This is a genomic window from Enterobacter cloacae complex sp. Mu1197 (assembly GCF_040059225.1).
GTDB lineage: Bacteria > Pseudomonadota > Gammaproteobacteria > Enterobacterales > Enterobacteriaceae > Enterobacter > Enterobacter quasiroggenkampii.
Window position 1 is genome coordinate 3,842,371 of record NZ_CP157375.1, and the last position, 13,617, is coordinate 3,855,987.

The 13,617-nt window shown below is 57.1% G+C and carries 14 protein-coding genes and 1 other RNA gene; 4 read left to right on the forward strand and 11 right to left on the reverse strand.

Annotation, left to right across the window (positions count from 1 at the left end; genetic code table 11):
* Positions 1 to 64 precede the first annotated feature (64 nt).
* The 6 genes from gcvH to ABFV38_RS18020 all read right to left on the reverse strand — a co-directional run bounded on the left by gcvH (position 65) and on the right by ABFV38_RS18020 (position 6,283).
* Positions 65 to 454 (reverse strand): glycine cleavage system protein GcvH, encoded by a 390-nt coding sequence (gcvH, locus tag ABFV38_RS17995; protein WP_008499718.1) that lies wholly within the window; start codon positions 452 to 454, stop codon positions 65 to 67.
* Between the two features lie 23 nt (positions 455 to 477).
* A complete protein-coding gene (gene gcvT, locus ABFV38_RS18000) occupies positions 478 to 1,572 on the reverse strand; it encodes a glycine cleavage system aminomethyltransferase GcvT (protein ID WP_045910150.1) in 1,095 nt (364 codons plus the stop codon).
* 397 nt (positions 1,573 to 1,969) lie between these two features.
* Positions 1,970 to 3,172 (reverse strand): FAD-dependent 2-octaprenylphenol hydroxylase, encoded by a 1,203-nt coding sequence (ubiI, locus tag ABFV38_RS18005; RefSeq protein WP_348957685.1) that lies wholly within the window; start codon positions 3,170 to 3,172, stop codon positions 1,970 to 1,972.
* Positions 3,173 to 3,184: 12 nt separating this feature from the next.
* A complete protein-coding gene (gene ubiH / locus ABFV38_RS18010; RefSeq protein WP_348957687.1) occupies positions 3,185 to 4,363 on the reverse strand; it encodes a 2-octaprenyl-6-methoxyphenyl hydroxylase in 1,179 nt (392 codons plus the stop codon).
* Positions 4,360 to 5,673, reverse strand: a complete 1,314-nt coding sequence (gene pepP, locus ABFV38_RS18015; RefSeq protein WP_348959433.1) for a Xaa-Pro aminopeptidase — start codon at positions 5,671 to 5,673, stop codon at positions 4,360 to 4,362. Before pepP ends, ubiH begins: the two co-directional genes overlap by 4 nt.
* Positions 5,674 to 5,704: 31 nt before the next feature.
* Entirely contained in the window at positions 5,705 to 6,283 is a 579-nt protein-coding gene (locus tag ABFV38_RS18020) for a YecA family protein (protein WP_024906571.1), read from the reverse strand.
* A gap of 168 nt (positions 6,284 to 6,451) precedes the next feature.
* Here ABFV38_RS18020 and zapA point away from each other — a divergent pair, with 168 nt between their 5' ends.
* The 3 genes from zapA to ABFV38_RS18035 all read left to right on the forward strand — a co-directional run bounded on the left by zapA (position 6,452) and on the right by ABFV38_RS18035 (position 7,627).
* The gene (gene zapA, locus ABFV38_RS18025; RefSeq protein ID WP_006811891.1) at positions 6,452 to 6,781 is read left to right on the forward strand and encodes a cell division protein ZapA; all 330 of its coding nucleotides are present in this window, start codon (positions 6,452 to 6,454) and stop codon (positions 6,779 to 6,781) included.
* Positions 6,782 to 6,822: 41 nt separating this feature from the next.
* Positions 6,823 to 7,006: non-coding RNA, 6S RNA (gene ssrS, locus ABFV38_RS18030), on the forward strand.
* 24 nt (positions 7,007 to 7,030) lie between these two features.
* On the forward strand, positions 7,031 to 7,627 hold the full coding sequence (locus ABFV38_RS18035; protein WP_063622407.1) for a 5-formyltetrahydrofolate cyclo-ligase: 597 nt from the start codon (positions 7,031 to 7,033) through the stop codon (positions 7,625 to 7,627).
* A 154-nt stretch (positions 7,628 to 7,781) separates the two neighbouring features.
* Here ABFV38_RS18035 and serA read toward each other — a convergent pair whose 3' ends face one another.
* Both serA and rpiA read right to left on the reverse strand, forming a co-directional pair.
* Positions 7,782 to 9,014, reverse strand: a complete 1,233-nt coding sequence (gene serA / locus ABFV38_RS18040) for a phosphoglycerate dehydrogenase (protein ID WP_032643292.1) — start codon at positions 9,012 to 9,014, stop codon at positions 7,782 to 7,784.
* Between the two features lie 266 nt (positions 9,015 to 9,280).
* Positions 9,281 to 9,940 carry a ribose-5-phosphate isomerase RpiA gene (gene rpiA / locus ABFV38_RS18045; protein WP_014885151.1) on the reverse strand — a complete coding sequence of 220 codons (660 nt, stop codon included), beginning with the start codon at positions 9,938 to 9,940 and terminating at the stop codon, positions 9,281 to 9,283.
* A 127-nt stretch (positions 9,941 to 10,067) separates the two neighbouring features.
* On the opposite strand from rpiA, the gene argP reads away from it, so the two are divergent.
* Entirely contained in the window at positions 10,068 to 10,961 is an 894-nt protein-coding gene (gene argP, locus ABFV38_RS18050; RefSeq protein WP_008499727.1) for a DNA-binding transcriptional regulator ArgP, read from the forward strand.
* Between the two features lie 43 nt (positions 10,962 to 11,004).
* Here argP and ABFV38_RS18055 read toward each other — a convergent pair whose 3' ends face one another.
* The 3 genes from ABFV38_RS18055 to ABFV38_RS18065 form a co-directional block, all read right to left on the reverse strand.
* Positions 11,005 to 11,736 carry an oxidative stress defense protein gene (locus ABFV38_RS18055; protein ID WP_008499728.1) on the reverse strand — a complete coding sequence of 244 codons (732 nt, stop codon included), beginning with the start codon at positions 11,734 to 11,736 and terminating at the stop codon, positions 11,005 to 11,007.
* A 91-nt stretch (positions 11,737 to 11,827) separates the two neighbouring features.
* Complete coding sequence (argO, locus tag ABFV38_RS18060) at positions 11,828 to 12,463, reverse strand: arginine exporter ArgO (protein ID WP_348957689.1); 636 nt, start codon at positions 12,461 to 12,463, stop codon at positions 11,828 to 11,830.
* A 145-nt stretch (positions 12,464 to 12,608) separates the two neighbouring features.
* A complete protein-coding gene (locus ABFV38_RS18065; protein WP_039265487.1) occupies positions 12,609 to 13,463 on the reverse strand; it encodes a small-conductance mechanosensitive channel MscS in 855 nt (284 codons plus the stop codon).
* Positions 13,464 to 13,617: the final 154 nt, after the last annotated feature.

Genomic DNA, 13,617 nt, shown 5'->3' on the forward strand with positions numbered 1-13,617 from the left:
GGGGTGAGGGTGTCGTCTGTTCCCCTCACCCTACCCTCTCCCCAAAGGGGAGAGGGATAATGGCTTACTCGTCTTCTAACAGTGCTTCGTATGCGGTCGCATCCAGCAGCGCGGCAACCTGGGATTCGTCGCTGGCTTTGATCTTGAAGATCCAGCCGCCTTCATAAGGCTCGCTGTTGACCAGTTCTGGCGAATCGCTCAGCGCGTCGTTGACGGCAACAATTTCACCGCTTACCGGCGCGTAGATATCGGATGCTGCTTTTACGGACTCCGCCACGGCGCAGTCGTCGCCCGCGCTCACGGTCGTGCCCACGTCAGGCAGGTCAACAAACACCATGTCGCCCAGCAGCTCTTGCGCGTGCTCGGTGATCCCTACGGTGTAAGTGCCGTCCGCCTCTTTGCGCAGCCACTCGTGTTCTTTGCTGTATTTCAGTTCTGCTGGCACATTGCTCATTGAAGTTCTCCTAATAAAAATGATTAGGCGACCGGCTTACCGGCGCGAACAAAAATCGGTTTGGTCACGTTGACCGGCATTTCGCGGTTGCGGATTTGCACCACCGCCGTTTCGCCAATTCCCGCCGGCACGCGTGCCAGTGCAATACTGTAGCCCAGCGTCGGTGAGAAGGTTCCGCTGGTGATCACGCCTTCGCGAGGATTGCCGTCAGCATCGGTAAAGCGCACCGGCAGTTCGCCGCGCAGCACGCCCTTCTCGGTCATCACCAGGCCCACCAGTTGTTCAGTGCCCTTCTCGCGCTGCATCTCCAGCGCTTCACGGCCAATAAAGTCACGGTCAGCCGGTTCCCACGCGATGGTCCAGCCCATGTTGGCGGCCAGCGGAGAGACGCCTTCGTCCATCTCCTGACCGTAGAGGTTCATGCCCGCTTCCAGACGCAGCGTATCGCGCGCGCCCAGACCCGCAGGCTTCACGCCCGCTTCTACCAGCGCACGCCAGAAATCAGCGGCCTTCTCGTTTGGCATCGCAATTTCGTAGCCCGCTTCACCGGTGTAGCCGGTGGTGGCGATAAACAGATCGCCCGCCTGCACGCCAAAGAACGGCTTCATGCCAGCGGTGGCGTTGCGCTGCTCGTCGTTAAACAGAGAGGCGGCTTTCGCCTGCGCGTTTGGTCCCTGCACGGCGATCAGCGACAGATCGTCACGGACGGTGATGTCGATGGCATAAGGTTCGGCGTGTTGGGTGATCCAGGAGAGGTCTTTTTCGCGGGTGGCGGAGTTTACAACGAGGCGGAAGAAATCTTCAGTGAAGTAATAGACGATAAGGTCATCAATCACGCCGCCCGAGGCATTCAGCATGCCGGTATAGAGCGCTTTACCCGGCGTCTTCAGTTTGGCGACGTCGTTTGCCAGCAGATAACGCAAAAACTCCCGGGTGCGGCTACCGCGCAGATCGACAATTGTCATGTGGGACACGTCGAACATACCGGCATCGGTGCGCACCGCGTGGTGCTCATCAATCTGCGAGCCGTAGTGCAGCGGCATCATCCAGCCATGGAAGTCCACCATGCGGGCGCCGCATAACACGTGTTGTTCGTACAAAGGAGTCTGTTGAGCCATCTTGTCCTCGTTGAAAAATTCACCGTGAAACCCGGTATCGGCCCCGCGTTCGGGCACCGACGCAAACGTTCTCTTTTACCTGAACTTACCACCGAAACCGGCGGTTAACCATAAGGCAAAATGGGTCATCACATTAGCTTATGACCAAAAAACGCTAAAAAGCCTACAGAGTTATTCACTGGAAAAATGCGATTAACCCCGCACAAAATTAACAATGATCTAACAGGATTTAGCACATGGTGATATTTCATGCGGAAAATCGGGCCGAATTTCCGTAACGAGAAAAACGCGACATTAGATTATCTAATGCGAAAAATGACGTGAAATTAGAATATTTCAAACGAGGGAATTTCCCCGGCGCAGAGGCCGGGAAAATAAAGTGTGACGGGGATCTAAGTTAGCGCAGCCAGTCAGGGAGATCGTTAAGACCCATCGCCTGACGGAGAAGTTGAGGTTTGACGCCAGGAAGCGTATCGGCCAGTTTAAGACCGATATCGCGCAGCAGTTTTTTCGCCGGATTTGCCCCGGCAAACAGCTCGCGGAAGCCCTGCATCCCCGCCAGCATCATCGCCGCACTGTGCTTGCGGCTGCGCTCATAGCGACGCAGATAGAGATGCTGGCCGATGTCTTTTCCTTCGCGATGCAGGCGACGCAGCTCCTCGACCAGCTCCGCCGCGTCCATAAAGCCAAGGTTAACGCCCTGCCCGGCCAGCGGATGAATGGTATGCGCCGCATCCCCCACCAGCGCCAGACGGTGCGCCGCAAACTGACGCGCGTAGCGGCCGGTTAACGGGAACACCTGACGCTCGCTCTCAAGCGTGCACAGGCCAAGGCGGTTATCAAAGGCCACGCACAGCGCCTGGTTAAAGGCCTCCGGCGTCGCCTCATGCATCTGCCGGGCTTTGTCCGGCACCAGGGACCAGACGATCGAGCACAGGTGCGGATCGGCAAGCGGCAGGAACGCCAGTATGCCGTCGTTGTGGAAAATCTGGCGCGCCACGCCGCCGTGCGGCTCTTCGGTGCGGATCGTCGCGACCAGAGCGTGATGACGATAGTCCCAGAAGGTCAGCGGGATATCGGCTCTATTACGCAGCCAGGAGTTGGCACCGTCAGCACCGACCACCAGGCGCGTGGTCAGCATGTCGCCGCTCTGCAGGGTGATAAACGCCTCGTTTTCGCCCCACGCCACCTGCTGGATCTGCGCAGGCGCAATCAGCGTCACGTCGCTGCACTGCTGTGCTTTCTGCCACAGCGCGTGGTGGATCACCGCGTTTTCAACGATGTGGCCCAGATGGCTATAGCCCATGCTTTCATCATCAAAAGCAATATGACCAAAGCTGTCCTTATCCCACACTTCCATGCCGTGATAGCAACTGGCGCGGTTCGCCACAATATCTGACCAGACGCCAAGGTGCGTCAGCAGCTTTTCGCTGGCCGCATTAATGGCCGAGACGCGGAGTTCCGGCGGCGCATCCGGGGCAACGGGCTGGGGCTGTTTTTGCTCCAGCACCGCCACGCGCAGGCCGCTGCCCTGTAATCCACAGGCCAATGCCAGTCCGACCATTCCGCCGCCAACGATGGCGACATCAACATTTTGCACGGTGATAACTCCTTAACGCGCAACCCAACCCAGGGTCCGCTGCGCCAGCACGTCACGTGCCGGAATGAATAGTTCCATCGCCATCAGCCCGAGATTGCGGCCCGCAACCAGCGGTGCCCAGCGATTGGCAAAAAGATGGACCAGGCCATCGGTCACACCGATGGTGGCTTCTTTATCCGCCTGACGGCGCTTCTGGTAATAACTCAGCACCGAATACGCCCCGCAGTCTTTTTGCTCGCCCCATGCCTGCGCCAGTGATTCGGCCAGGCTCATGACGTCGCGTAAGCCAAGGTTAAAGCCTTGCCCCGCGATGGGATGCAGCGTTTGCGCGGCGTTACCGACAAGCGCCAGACGATGGGAGATGGACTGAGAAGCCGTGGTCAGCGAAAGCGGATAGACCGTCCGCTTGCCGGCATGGATAATACGCCCCAGCCGCCAGCCAAAGGCTTTCTGCAGCTCGGTACAAAAACGTTCGTCGGACCAAGCCTTCACCTCTTCAGCCTTATCCTGCGGATGACACCAGACCAGGGAACAGCGCCCGTCCGACATCGGCAGCATCGCCAGTGGGCCATGCTGCGTAAAGCGCTCAAACGCCCTGCCGTTGTGGTCAGCTGCGGTAGCGACGTTCGCAATGACCGCCACCTGGCCGTAAGGCTGCTGGCGCCACTCCACGCCACACTGGGTGCCGAGCGATGAGCGCGAACCGTCCGCAGCGACCAGAAGCTGGCCTTCAAGAACAGAGCCGTTTTCCAGCGTCACGCTGACCGACGCTTCACTTCGGCTTACGCTGGCCACGCGCGCGGGGCAATGCAGCGTGACGCCCGGCGCGTCCTGGAGCAGGCGGAACAGACGCAATCCGACGTCGTGTAGCTCAACAACCTGACCCAGGGCATCAATCCGGTAATCCTGCGCGTCCAGCGTGACAAAGCCCGCATGGCCGCGATCGCTGACGTGAACGGTCCCGATCGCCGTAGCACGGTCGGCAATCGCCTGCCAGATCCCAATGCGGGAAAGCTGCTGGCAGGTGCCCTGCGCCAGCGCGATGGCGCGGGCATCAAAACCGGGATGGTTGGACGCCTCTGGCGCAACGGCTTCCACCAGGTGCACCGGAAGCTGCCCCTGCGTCAAATGCGAAATGGCCAGCGCCAGCGTGGCCCCGGTCATTCCGCCGCCAACGATAATCACGCTCATGCGCGCGCCGCTGCCATCAGCGCCTCGATATCGTCAGCGTTTTTCACGACGCTGGCGGTAAGGTTTTCGTTACCGGTCTCGTTAATCACGATGTCATCTTCAATACGAATACCAATCCCGTGGTACTCTTCAGGCACGTCGGCATCCGGCGCGATATAGAGACCCGGCTCCACGGTTAACACCATGCCCGGCTCCAGCACGCGGGAACGGTCGGTGCCGTAGGCGCCAACGTCATGCACGTCCAGCCCCAGCCAGTGGCTCAGGCCGTGCATAAAGTACGGTCGATGCGCATTTTCAGCAATCAGGGTATCTACGTCCCCTTTAAGGATACCGAGCCTGACCAGACCGGTAATCATGATGCGCACCACTTCACCGGTCACTTCCTGGATGGAGGTACCTGGACGATACAGCCTGAGTGCCGTCTCAAGGGATTCGAGAACAATGTCGTAAATTGCGCGCTGTGCCGGCGAGAATTTACCGTTCACCGGGAAGGTCCGGGTGATGTCCCCCGCATAGCCCTGATATTCGCAACCGGCGTCAATCAGCACCAGATCGCCGTCGCGCAGCGCGCTTTCGTTTTCGGTGTAGTGCAGAATGCAGCCGTTTTCCCCGCCACCGACAATGGTGTTGTAGGAGGGATAGCGCGCGCCGTGGCGGTTAAATTCGTGGTGAATTTCGCCTTCCAGCTGGTATTCGAACATCCCGGGTCGGCATTTCTCCATCGCGCGGGTATGCGCCAGCGCGCTGATTTCGCCCGCGCGGCGCATCACGTTCAGCTCTTCTTCAGACTTGAACAGGCGCATCTCATGCACCACCGGACGCCAGTCCGTCAGCGTGGCCGGTGCGGACAGGTTCTGCCGCGAGCCTTTGCGCAGCTTATCCAGCGCGGTGAAGACAATCTCATCGGCGTAAGCATATTCGCCCTGGGCGTGATAGAGCACGTCGAGGCCGTTAAGCAGCTGGTAGAGCTGCTGGTTGATTTCGCTAAACGCCAGCGCACGGTCGACGCCCAGCTTTTCCGGTGCGGCCTCTTGCCCTAAGCGGCGACCAAACCAGATTTCGGCCGTCAGATCGCGCACGCGGTTGAAAATCACGCTGTGGTTGTGGGTGTCATCACTCTTAATCAACACCAGTACCGCTTCCGGCTCGTTAAAACCGGTGAAGTACCAGAAGTCGCTGCTCTGGCGATAGGGATATTCGCTGTCGGCGCTGCGCGTCACTTCGGGCGCGGCAAAAATCAGCGCGGCGCTGCCCGGCTGCATTTTTGCCAGCAGCGCCTGACGGCGGCGCGAATACTCTTGACTCGAGATAACCATGACACCCTCCTGTGCGTTATTTTTCTTAATGTAAGGTTGGCTTGCGGACTTCCGGCGCAGTCGGCTGTGAGCGCGTAAAGTTGTCGTGGCACAGCAGTGCCGCCACGCGCACGTACTCGATGATCTCTTCGAGAGACATTTCCAGCTCTTCCTGGTCTTCGTCTTCATCGTAGCCAAGCTGGGCGATGTTGCGCAGATCGTCGATCGCTTCACCCGCTTCACCGGTGACTTTATCCAGTTTAGGCTGCGTGACGCCCAGACCCAGCAGATAGTGATTTACCCACCCCGCCAGCGCATCGGCGCGATCGAACACGCTGACGTCGTCGCCTTCAGGCAGATAAAGCTGAAAAAGGAAGCCATCGTCTTCCAGCGAATCACTGATGGCGGCATGCATTTTACGCAGCGCTTCCGCCAGCTCGTGACCAAACGCCAGACCTTCATTCGTGAGGTCGTGGATCAGCGGCTGCCATGAGCTGTCGCTGTTTCCGCCGCACAGCATGCCACTGATCAGACCGTGCATTTCGGCAGGGGTTAAACCGACTCCCTGCTGGTTCAGTAACTGGTTTAAATCCTTGTAACCAGGCATTTCGTTCTGTATAGACATGCGCATTCGTCATCATTGGGGGGAAGTTTCATGATATGCTACCACTTTGGACCCTGGTGATACCAGAAAAGGGCTTGTATCTTCACATCAGGGTAGCTATAGTGTCGCCCCTTCGCAGCCCCCGGGGCATCAGGCGAAGGCAGCGCAGTCAATCAGCAGGAAGGTGGCATGTCTGCACAACCCGTCGATCTCCAGATTTTTGGCCGTTCACTGCGAGTGAATTGTCCGCCTGAACAAAGGGATGCTTTGAATCAGGCTGCGGACGATTTGAATCAGCGGTTGCAAGATCTAAAAGAACGCACTAGAGTCACAAATACTGAGCAGCTGGTTTTCATCGCCGCGTTGAACATCAGCTATGAACTGACTCAGGAAAAAGCGAAGACCCGCGATTACGCGGCAAGCATGGAGCAGCGCATTAAAATGCTCCAGCAGACCATAGAACAGGCATTGCTTGATCAAGGTCGCAATCCCGAAAGACCGGGACCCAAGTTTGAATAACACTTCTCAGTTGACTATGGTAGAGTAACTGTGAAGACAAAATTTCTCTGAGATGTTCGCAAGCGGGCCAGTCCCCTGAGCCGATATTTCATACCACAAGAATGTGGCGCTCCATGGTTGGTGAGCATGCTCGGTCCGTCCGAGAAGCCTTAAAACTATGACGACACATTCACCTTGAACCAAGGGTTCAAGGGTTACAGCCTGCGGCGGCATCTCGGAGATTCCCTCTCTTTTCTTCTACCGACTACCATGACTCAATTCCCTGAAGTTTCGGCTTCACGCCAGGACATTCGTCAGCTCATTCGTCAACGCCGTCGTGCGTTAACCCCCGTTCAGCAAGCGCATTTTGCCCAGCAGGCCGCCGCCCGTATGATGGCGTATCCCCCTGTCGTGATGGCGCGCACGGTTGCCCTGTTTCTGTCATTTGATGGAGAACTGGATACCCAACCGCTAATAGAGCAACTCTGGCGCGCCGGGAAGAAGGTATACCTGCCGGTGCTGCACCCGTTCAGTGAAGGCAATCTGCTGTTTTTACACTATCACCCGCACAGCGAGCTGGTGGTGAATCGTCTGAAAATCACTGAACCGAAACTCGACGTGCGCGACGTGCTCCCGCTGTCACAGCTGGATGTACTGATTACGCCGCTGGTCGCGTTTGATGAGCAAGGACAGCGCCTGGGAATGGGCGGTGGTTTTTACGACCGGACGCTGCAAAACTGGCAGCAATATGGGTTGCAGCCGGTGGGCTACGCGCATGATTGCCAGGGCGTGGAGGCGTTGCCGGTAGAAAAATGGGATGTGCCGTTACCGGCGGTAGTGACGCCCAGTAAAACCTGGACCTGGTAGAATAAAGCCGGGTGGCGGCTACGCCTTACCCGGCCTACATAAATCCTAGAACATTGTAGGTCGGGTAAGCGTAAGCGCCACCCGACACACAGACCGCACGACCATTGTAGGTCGGGTAAGGCGTAGCCGCCACCCGACACCACAGACCGCACCATCAGTACAGCAGACGCGCGCGAATCGTCCCCGGAATGGCCTTCATGCTCAGCAGTGCTTTCTCGGCCACATCGTCATCCGCTTCGATATCAATAACCACATAGCCCATCTGCGAGTTGGTCTGCAGATACTGCGCGGCAATGTTAACGCCCTGCTCGGCAAAGATCTGGTTAATCGCAGTCAGCACGCCTGGACGGTTTTCGTGGATGTGCAGCAGACGACGACCGCCGTGCAGCGGCAGCGACACTTCCGGGAAGTTCACCGCAGAGAGCGTAGAACCGTTGTCGGAGTATTTACTCAGCTTACCCGCCACTTCCAGACCGATATTCTCCTGCGCTTCCTGAGTTGAACCGCCGATGTGTGGCGTCAGGATCACGTTGTCGAACTCGCACAGCGGAGAGGTAAACGGATCGCTGTTGGTCGCAGGCTCCGTCGGGAAGACGTCGATGGCGGCGCCCGCCAGATGCTTACGCTTCAGCGCATCCGCCAGTGCCGGGATATCGACAACCGTACCGCGCGCGGCGTTAATCAACAGTGAGCCCGGCTTCATCAGCGCCAGCTCTTCTGCACCCATCATGTTTTTGGTGGACGCATTTTCCGGCACGTGCAGGCTCACCACGTCACTCATGTTCAGCAGGTCAGACAGGTGTTGAACCTGGGTGGCATTGCCCAGCGGCAGCTTGCTTTCGATATCGTAAAAATAGACATGCATACCGAGAGATTCCGCCAGAATCCCCAGCTGGGTACCGATGTGGCCATAGCCGATGATACCCAGTTTTTTTCCACGGGCTTCGTAGGAGCCCGCCGCCAGTTTGTTCCAGACGCCGCGGTGTGCTTTGGCGTTAGCCTCCGGAATGCCGCGCAGAAGCAGCAGCAGTTCGCCAATCACCAGCTCCGCCACGGAACGGGTGTTGGAGAACGGGGCGTTGAAGACAGGAATACCGCGTTTCGCGGCAGCATTCAGGTCAACCTGGTTGGTACCGATGCAGAAGCAGCCGATAGCCACCAGCTTTTCCGCCGCGGCAATCACATCTTCAGTCAGGTGAGTACGGGATCGCAGGCCAATGAAGTGGGCATCACGGATGGACGCTTTCAGCTCTTCGGTATCGAGCGCGCCTTTGTGAAATTCGATGTTGGTGTAACCTGCCGCACGAAGGCTATCGATTGCTTTTTGATGCACGCCCTCGACCAGCAGGAATTTAATCTTGTCTTTCTCCAGTGATACCTTTGCCATTTACCCGACCCTGTTTTTGTCTGAACTGATGTTGTGCTGGATATAAATCCGCTGTAGCCAACATATCAAAAAAAACTATTGCAGCAATATGAACGTTTGCGTCGGCACGCTGAAGGAAAGTCATACAGCGCAAAATGGCAGAGGAAAATGCTATGGAAATTTACAAACGCGGAAGGATCGGCAAAAGAGGCATAAAAACGTGACACAAGTCACCGAATTTAGCGTATCAAAAATTTTTTAGCGGGGGGAGGACTCCCCCCGTCAGATCATTTTACGATGGTTTTCACGCCGTCAGCGGTGCCGATCAGCGCCACATCCGCGCCACGGTTGGCGAATAGCCCTACGGTTACGACGCCAGGAATGGCGTTGATGGCATTTTCCAGCGCAATCGCGTCGAGAATTTCCAGACCGTGAACGTCGAGGATCACGTTACCGTTGTCGGTCACTACGCCCTGACGATATTCCGGGCGACCGCCCAGCTTCACCAGCTGACGGGCAACCGCGCTGCGGGCCATCGGGATCACTTCAACCGGCAGCGGGAAATTCCCCAGAATGTCTACCTGCTTGGAGGCGTCGGCGATGCAGATAAACTTGTCCGCAACGGAGGCGATGATCTTTTCACGCGTCAGCGCCGCGCCGCCGCCTTTGATCATCTGCATGTGGCCGTTGATTTCATCCGCACCATCAACGTAAATCCCCAGACGATCCACTTCGTTGAGATCGAAAACGGTAATGCCGAGGCTTTTCAGCTTTTCCGTGGAAGCATCAGAGCTGGAAACCGCGCCCTCGATCTGCCCCTTCATCGTGCCCAGCGCATCGATAAAGTGTGCCGCGGTTGATCCCGTACCGACACCGACAATGGTACCCGGCTGTACGTACTGGAGAGCGGCCCATCCTACTGCTTTTTTCAGTTCATCCTGCGTCATGATCGTTTTGCCTGTGGTGTGAAAACTCAGGGCGCATTATAGAACACGTCGAATGGAATTCGTCTGCCACAAAGGGAAAATTGTGTCATAGTGCAGAATAAGCAAAATTAAGGAGCCAGCCAGAGCAATGAAACGTCCGGACTACAGAACACTACAGGCACTTGATGCAGTTATTCGTGAACGAGGTTTTGAGCGCGCGGCGCAAAAGCTTTGCATCACGCAGTCCGCCGTCTCTCAGCGTATCAAACAGCTTGAAAATATGTTCGGCCAGCCGCTGCTGGTGCGTACCGTGCCGCCACGTCCAACCGAGCAAGGACAAAAGCTCCTCGCTCTGCTGCGCCAGGTTGAACTGCTGGAAGACGAGTGGCTGGGTGACGAGCAAACGGGCTCTACGCCGCTGCTGCTCTCTCTGGCGGTCAACGCCGACAGTCTGGCAACCTGGCTTCTGCCGGCCCTGGCGCCGGTTCTCGCGGACTCCCCTATCCGCCTGAATTTGCAGGTTGAAGACGAAACCCGCACCCAGGAGCGCCTGCGTCGCGGTGAGGTAGTTGGGGCGGTCAGTATCCAGCCTCAGGCGCTGCCAAGCTGTCTTGTCGATCAGTTAGGCGCCCTGGATTACCTGTTTGTGGGTTCAAAAGCCTTTGCCGAGCGCTACTTCCCGAACGGCGTCACCCGCGCGGCGCTGCTGAAAGCCCCTGCCGTGGCGTTCGACCATCTGGACGATATGCATCAGGCGTTCCTGCAGCAAAACTTCGACCTGCCGCCGGGCAGCGTGCCGTGCCATATCGTTAACTCGTCTGAAGCCTTCGTGCAGCTTGCGCGCCAGGGCACGACCTGCTGCATGATCCCGCACCTGCAGATTGAGAAAGAGTTGAAAAGCGGTGAGCTGATTGACCTGACGCCGGGGCTGTATCAGCGCCGGATGCTCTACTGGCACCGTTTTGCGCCGGAAAGCCGGATGATGCGCAACGTCACCGACGCGCTACTGGCGTACGGACATAAGGTATTGAGACAGGATTAAAAAGAAAAGCCGGGTGGCGGCTACGCCTTACCCGGCCTACAGATTACTGAGCCGGCTTCGGCTGTGCTGCAACGGGTTCCAGCTGGAACACCACATCCACCTGATCGTCGAACTGAATGGTTGGCTGCTCGTAAGTTTCCTGAGCGGACACCGGGGCGGCATCAGCCTTCATCATACGAACCATCGGGCTTGGCTGGTAGTTAGAGACGTGGTAACGCACGCTGTAAACCGGACCGAGCTTGCTCTTAAAGCCAGAAGCCAGCTGTTCCGCCTGGTGAATGGCATCATCGATCGCCGCTTTACGCGCTTCGTCTTTGTATTTCTCCGGTTGCGCAACGCCCAGCGACACGGAACGGATCTCGTTCAGGCCCGCCTTCAGCGCACCGTCCAGCAGCGAGTTAAGCTTATCCAGCTGACGCACGGTCACTTCAACGGTACGCACGGCACGGTAGCCTTTCAGGATGCTTTTGCCATTCTGGTAGTCGTAATCGGGTTGAGTACGCAGGTTCGCAGAGTTGATATCTTTTTTACCGACACCGTTCTGCTCGAGGAAAGAGAGGTATTGCGCAACGCGATCGTCAGCCTGCTTCTTGGCCGTCGCCGCATCTTTCGCCGCCACATTCACTTCGATTGCCAGGGTTGCAACATCGGGTACCGCGTCCACGCTTGCGGTGCCTGACGTGACGATGTGCGGGCCATCCGGCAATTCGCTTGCCTGCACCGACACCGCACCGAAACTCACTAATGCCGCCAGGGCCATCACTTTAAACTTCACTGTCATTCCTCCATGTTGCGAAGAGTGCCCATTAACAGGGCGCATGCCAGCAAGCTTAGCGGGTCTTGTTCAGTTGTCCATAAGACAAGGATTAGTTGAACAATTCCTGAACGTGATGAATCCCCTCTTTTGCCAGTTGGAAAGCGATAAACCACATCACCAGGCCGACCAGGGTATTAATGATGCGCTGGGCTTTGGCCGTACGCAGACGAGGAGCCAGCCATGCCGCCAGAATGGCGAGACCGAAGAACCACAGGAACGAGGCGCTGACCGTTCCGAGCGCAAACCAGCGTTTCGGTTCAACGTCCAGTTGACCGCCCAGACTGCCCAGCACGACGAAGGTGTCGAGATAGACATGAGGGTTTAGCCAGGTCACCGCCAGCATGGTGACGATAATCTTCCAGCGGCCCTGCTTCATGACCTCCGCGCTCGCCAGTTCGAGGTTGCTGCTCATCGCCGTTTTCAGCGCGCCGAATCCGTACCAGAGCAGAAACGCCACGCCGCCCCAGGTGACCAGCTCCAGCAGCCACGGAGACTGCATCAGCAGCGCGCTGCCGCCAAAAATCCCGGCGCAGATCAGCAGCAAATCGCTTACCGCGCACAGCAGGGCAATCATCAGATGGTACTGGCGGCGGATGCCCTGATTCATCACGAACGCATTTTGCGGTCCGAGCGGAAGGATCATGGCTGCACCTAAGGCAAGCCCTTGAAAATAATAAGATAGCATGACGATTTTCTCGCAGTGTTGTTCTGGAAACCGACTATACTGCGCGAATTACATAAGAGGAAATGGATAATATTAATTGGGTATTAGCGGAGCTTATGAAAGTAAAGCCCGGTGGCGCTAGCGCTTACCGGGCCTACGGGTGACGTTATTCTGCTTCTTTGACTTTTTTGACGTTTACGTCCATCTGCGGGTACGGAAAGCTGATGCCGTTGGCGTCGAAGTCGCGCTTAATGCGTTCCAGCACGTCCCAGTACACGTTTTGCAGATCGCTGCTCTTGCTCCAGATACGCACCACGAAGTTAATCGAGGACGCGCCCAGTTCATTCAGGCGAACCGTCTGCTCTTTGTCTTTCAGGATACGATCGTCTGAAGCAATGATGTTGGTAATCAGCGACTTCACCTGATCGATGTCGGAGTCGTATGCCACGCTGATAATCAGTTCGTTACGACGCACCGGCTCACGGGAGAAGTTAATGATGTTGCCCGCGATAATTTTCCCGTTCGGCACGACCACGATGCGGCCATCGACGGTGCGCATGGTCGTTGAGAAAATTTGCACCTGCAGCACGGTTCCGGCAATGCCGCCAAGGTCAACGTACTCGCCGGAGCGGAACGGACGGAAGGTCACCAGCAGAACGCCTGCCGCCAGGTTTGAAAGCGAGCCCTGCAGCGCCAGACCAATAGCCAGACCGGCGGCACCGAGAACGGCGATGACGGAGGCGGTTTGCACCCCAACACGGCCCAGCGCCGCAATCAGCGTAAAGGCGATAATGCCGTAACGCACCAGTGCGGAGAGGAAGTCAGCCACCGTGGCGTCAATGTGACGGGCCAGCATCACGCGGTTAACCGTATTCGAGACAATACGCGCCACGATCATCCCGACGATGATGATGGCAATCGCCGCGACGATGTTCACGGCATAGCTCAGCAGCAGGGCCTGGTTACGCACCAGCCAGTTACCGGCGTTATTGATGCTGTCTACAACATCGAGTTGTTCCATTTATTCTTCCTTTTGTTAAACCAAAACACAAAATCCATCCCCCATGGAGACAGGCAGGTCTGTAAAGGGTAAACAAAAAGCACCGGTTTTGCCAAACAGATCACAAAAGCAGGTCTGGCAGGGTATTGAAAAAGCATAAAAAAAGGCCCGCATT

What these genes read in the sequence shown, in the direction of transcription:
- ABFV38_RS18035 (WP_063622407.1), top strand. Translation starts at nt 7,031, where the DNA reads ATGACTCAATTCCCTGAAGTTTCGGCTTCACGCCAGGACATTCGTCAG.
- gcvT (WP_045910150.1), bottom strand. Translation starts at nt 1,572, where the DNA reads ATGGCTCAACAGACTCCTTTGTACGAACAACACGTGTTATGCGGCGCC.
- argP (WP_008499727.1), top strand. Translation starts at nt 10,068, where the DNA reads ATGAAACGTCCGGACTACAGAACACTACAGGCACTTGATGCAGTTATT.
- gcvH (WP_008499718.1), bottom strand. Translation starts at nt 454, where the DNA reads ATGAGCAATGTGCCAGCAGAACTGAAATACAGCAAAGAACACGAGTGG.
- serA (WP_032643292.1), bottom strand. Translation starts at nt 9,014, where the DNA reads ATGGCAAAGGTATCACTGGAGAAAGACAAGATTAAATTCCTGCTGGTC.
- ABFV38_RS18065 (WP_039265487.1), bottom strand. Translation starts at nt 13,463, where the DNA reads ATGGAACAACTCGATGTTGTAGACAGCATCAATAACGCCGGTAACTGG.
- argO (WP_348957689.1), bottom strand. Translation starts at nt 12,463, where the DNA reads ATGCTATCTTATTATTTTCAAGGGCTTGCCTTAGGTGCAGCCATGATC.
- rpiA (WP_014885151.1), bottom strand. Translation starts at nt 9,940, where the DNA reads ATGACGCAGGATGAACTGAAAAAAGCAGTAGGATGGGCCGCTCTCCAG.
- ABFV38_RS18020 (WP_024906571.1), bottom strand. Translation starts at nt 6,283, where the DNA reads ATGTCTATACAGAACGAAATGCCTGGTTACAAGGATTTAAACCAGTTA.
- ubiH (WP_348957687.1), bottom strand. Translation starts at nt 4,363, where the DNA reads ATGAGCGTGATTATCGTTGGCGGCGGAATGACCGGGGCCACGCTGGCG.
- zapA (WP_006811891.1), top strand. Translation starts at nt 6,452, where the DNA reads ATGTCTGCACAACCCGTCGATCTCCAGATTTTTGGCCGTTCACTGCGA.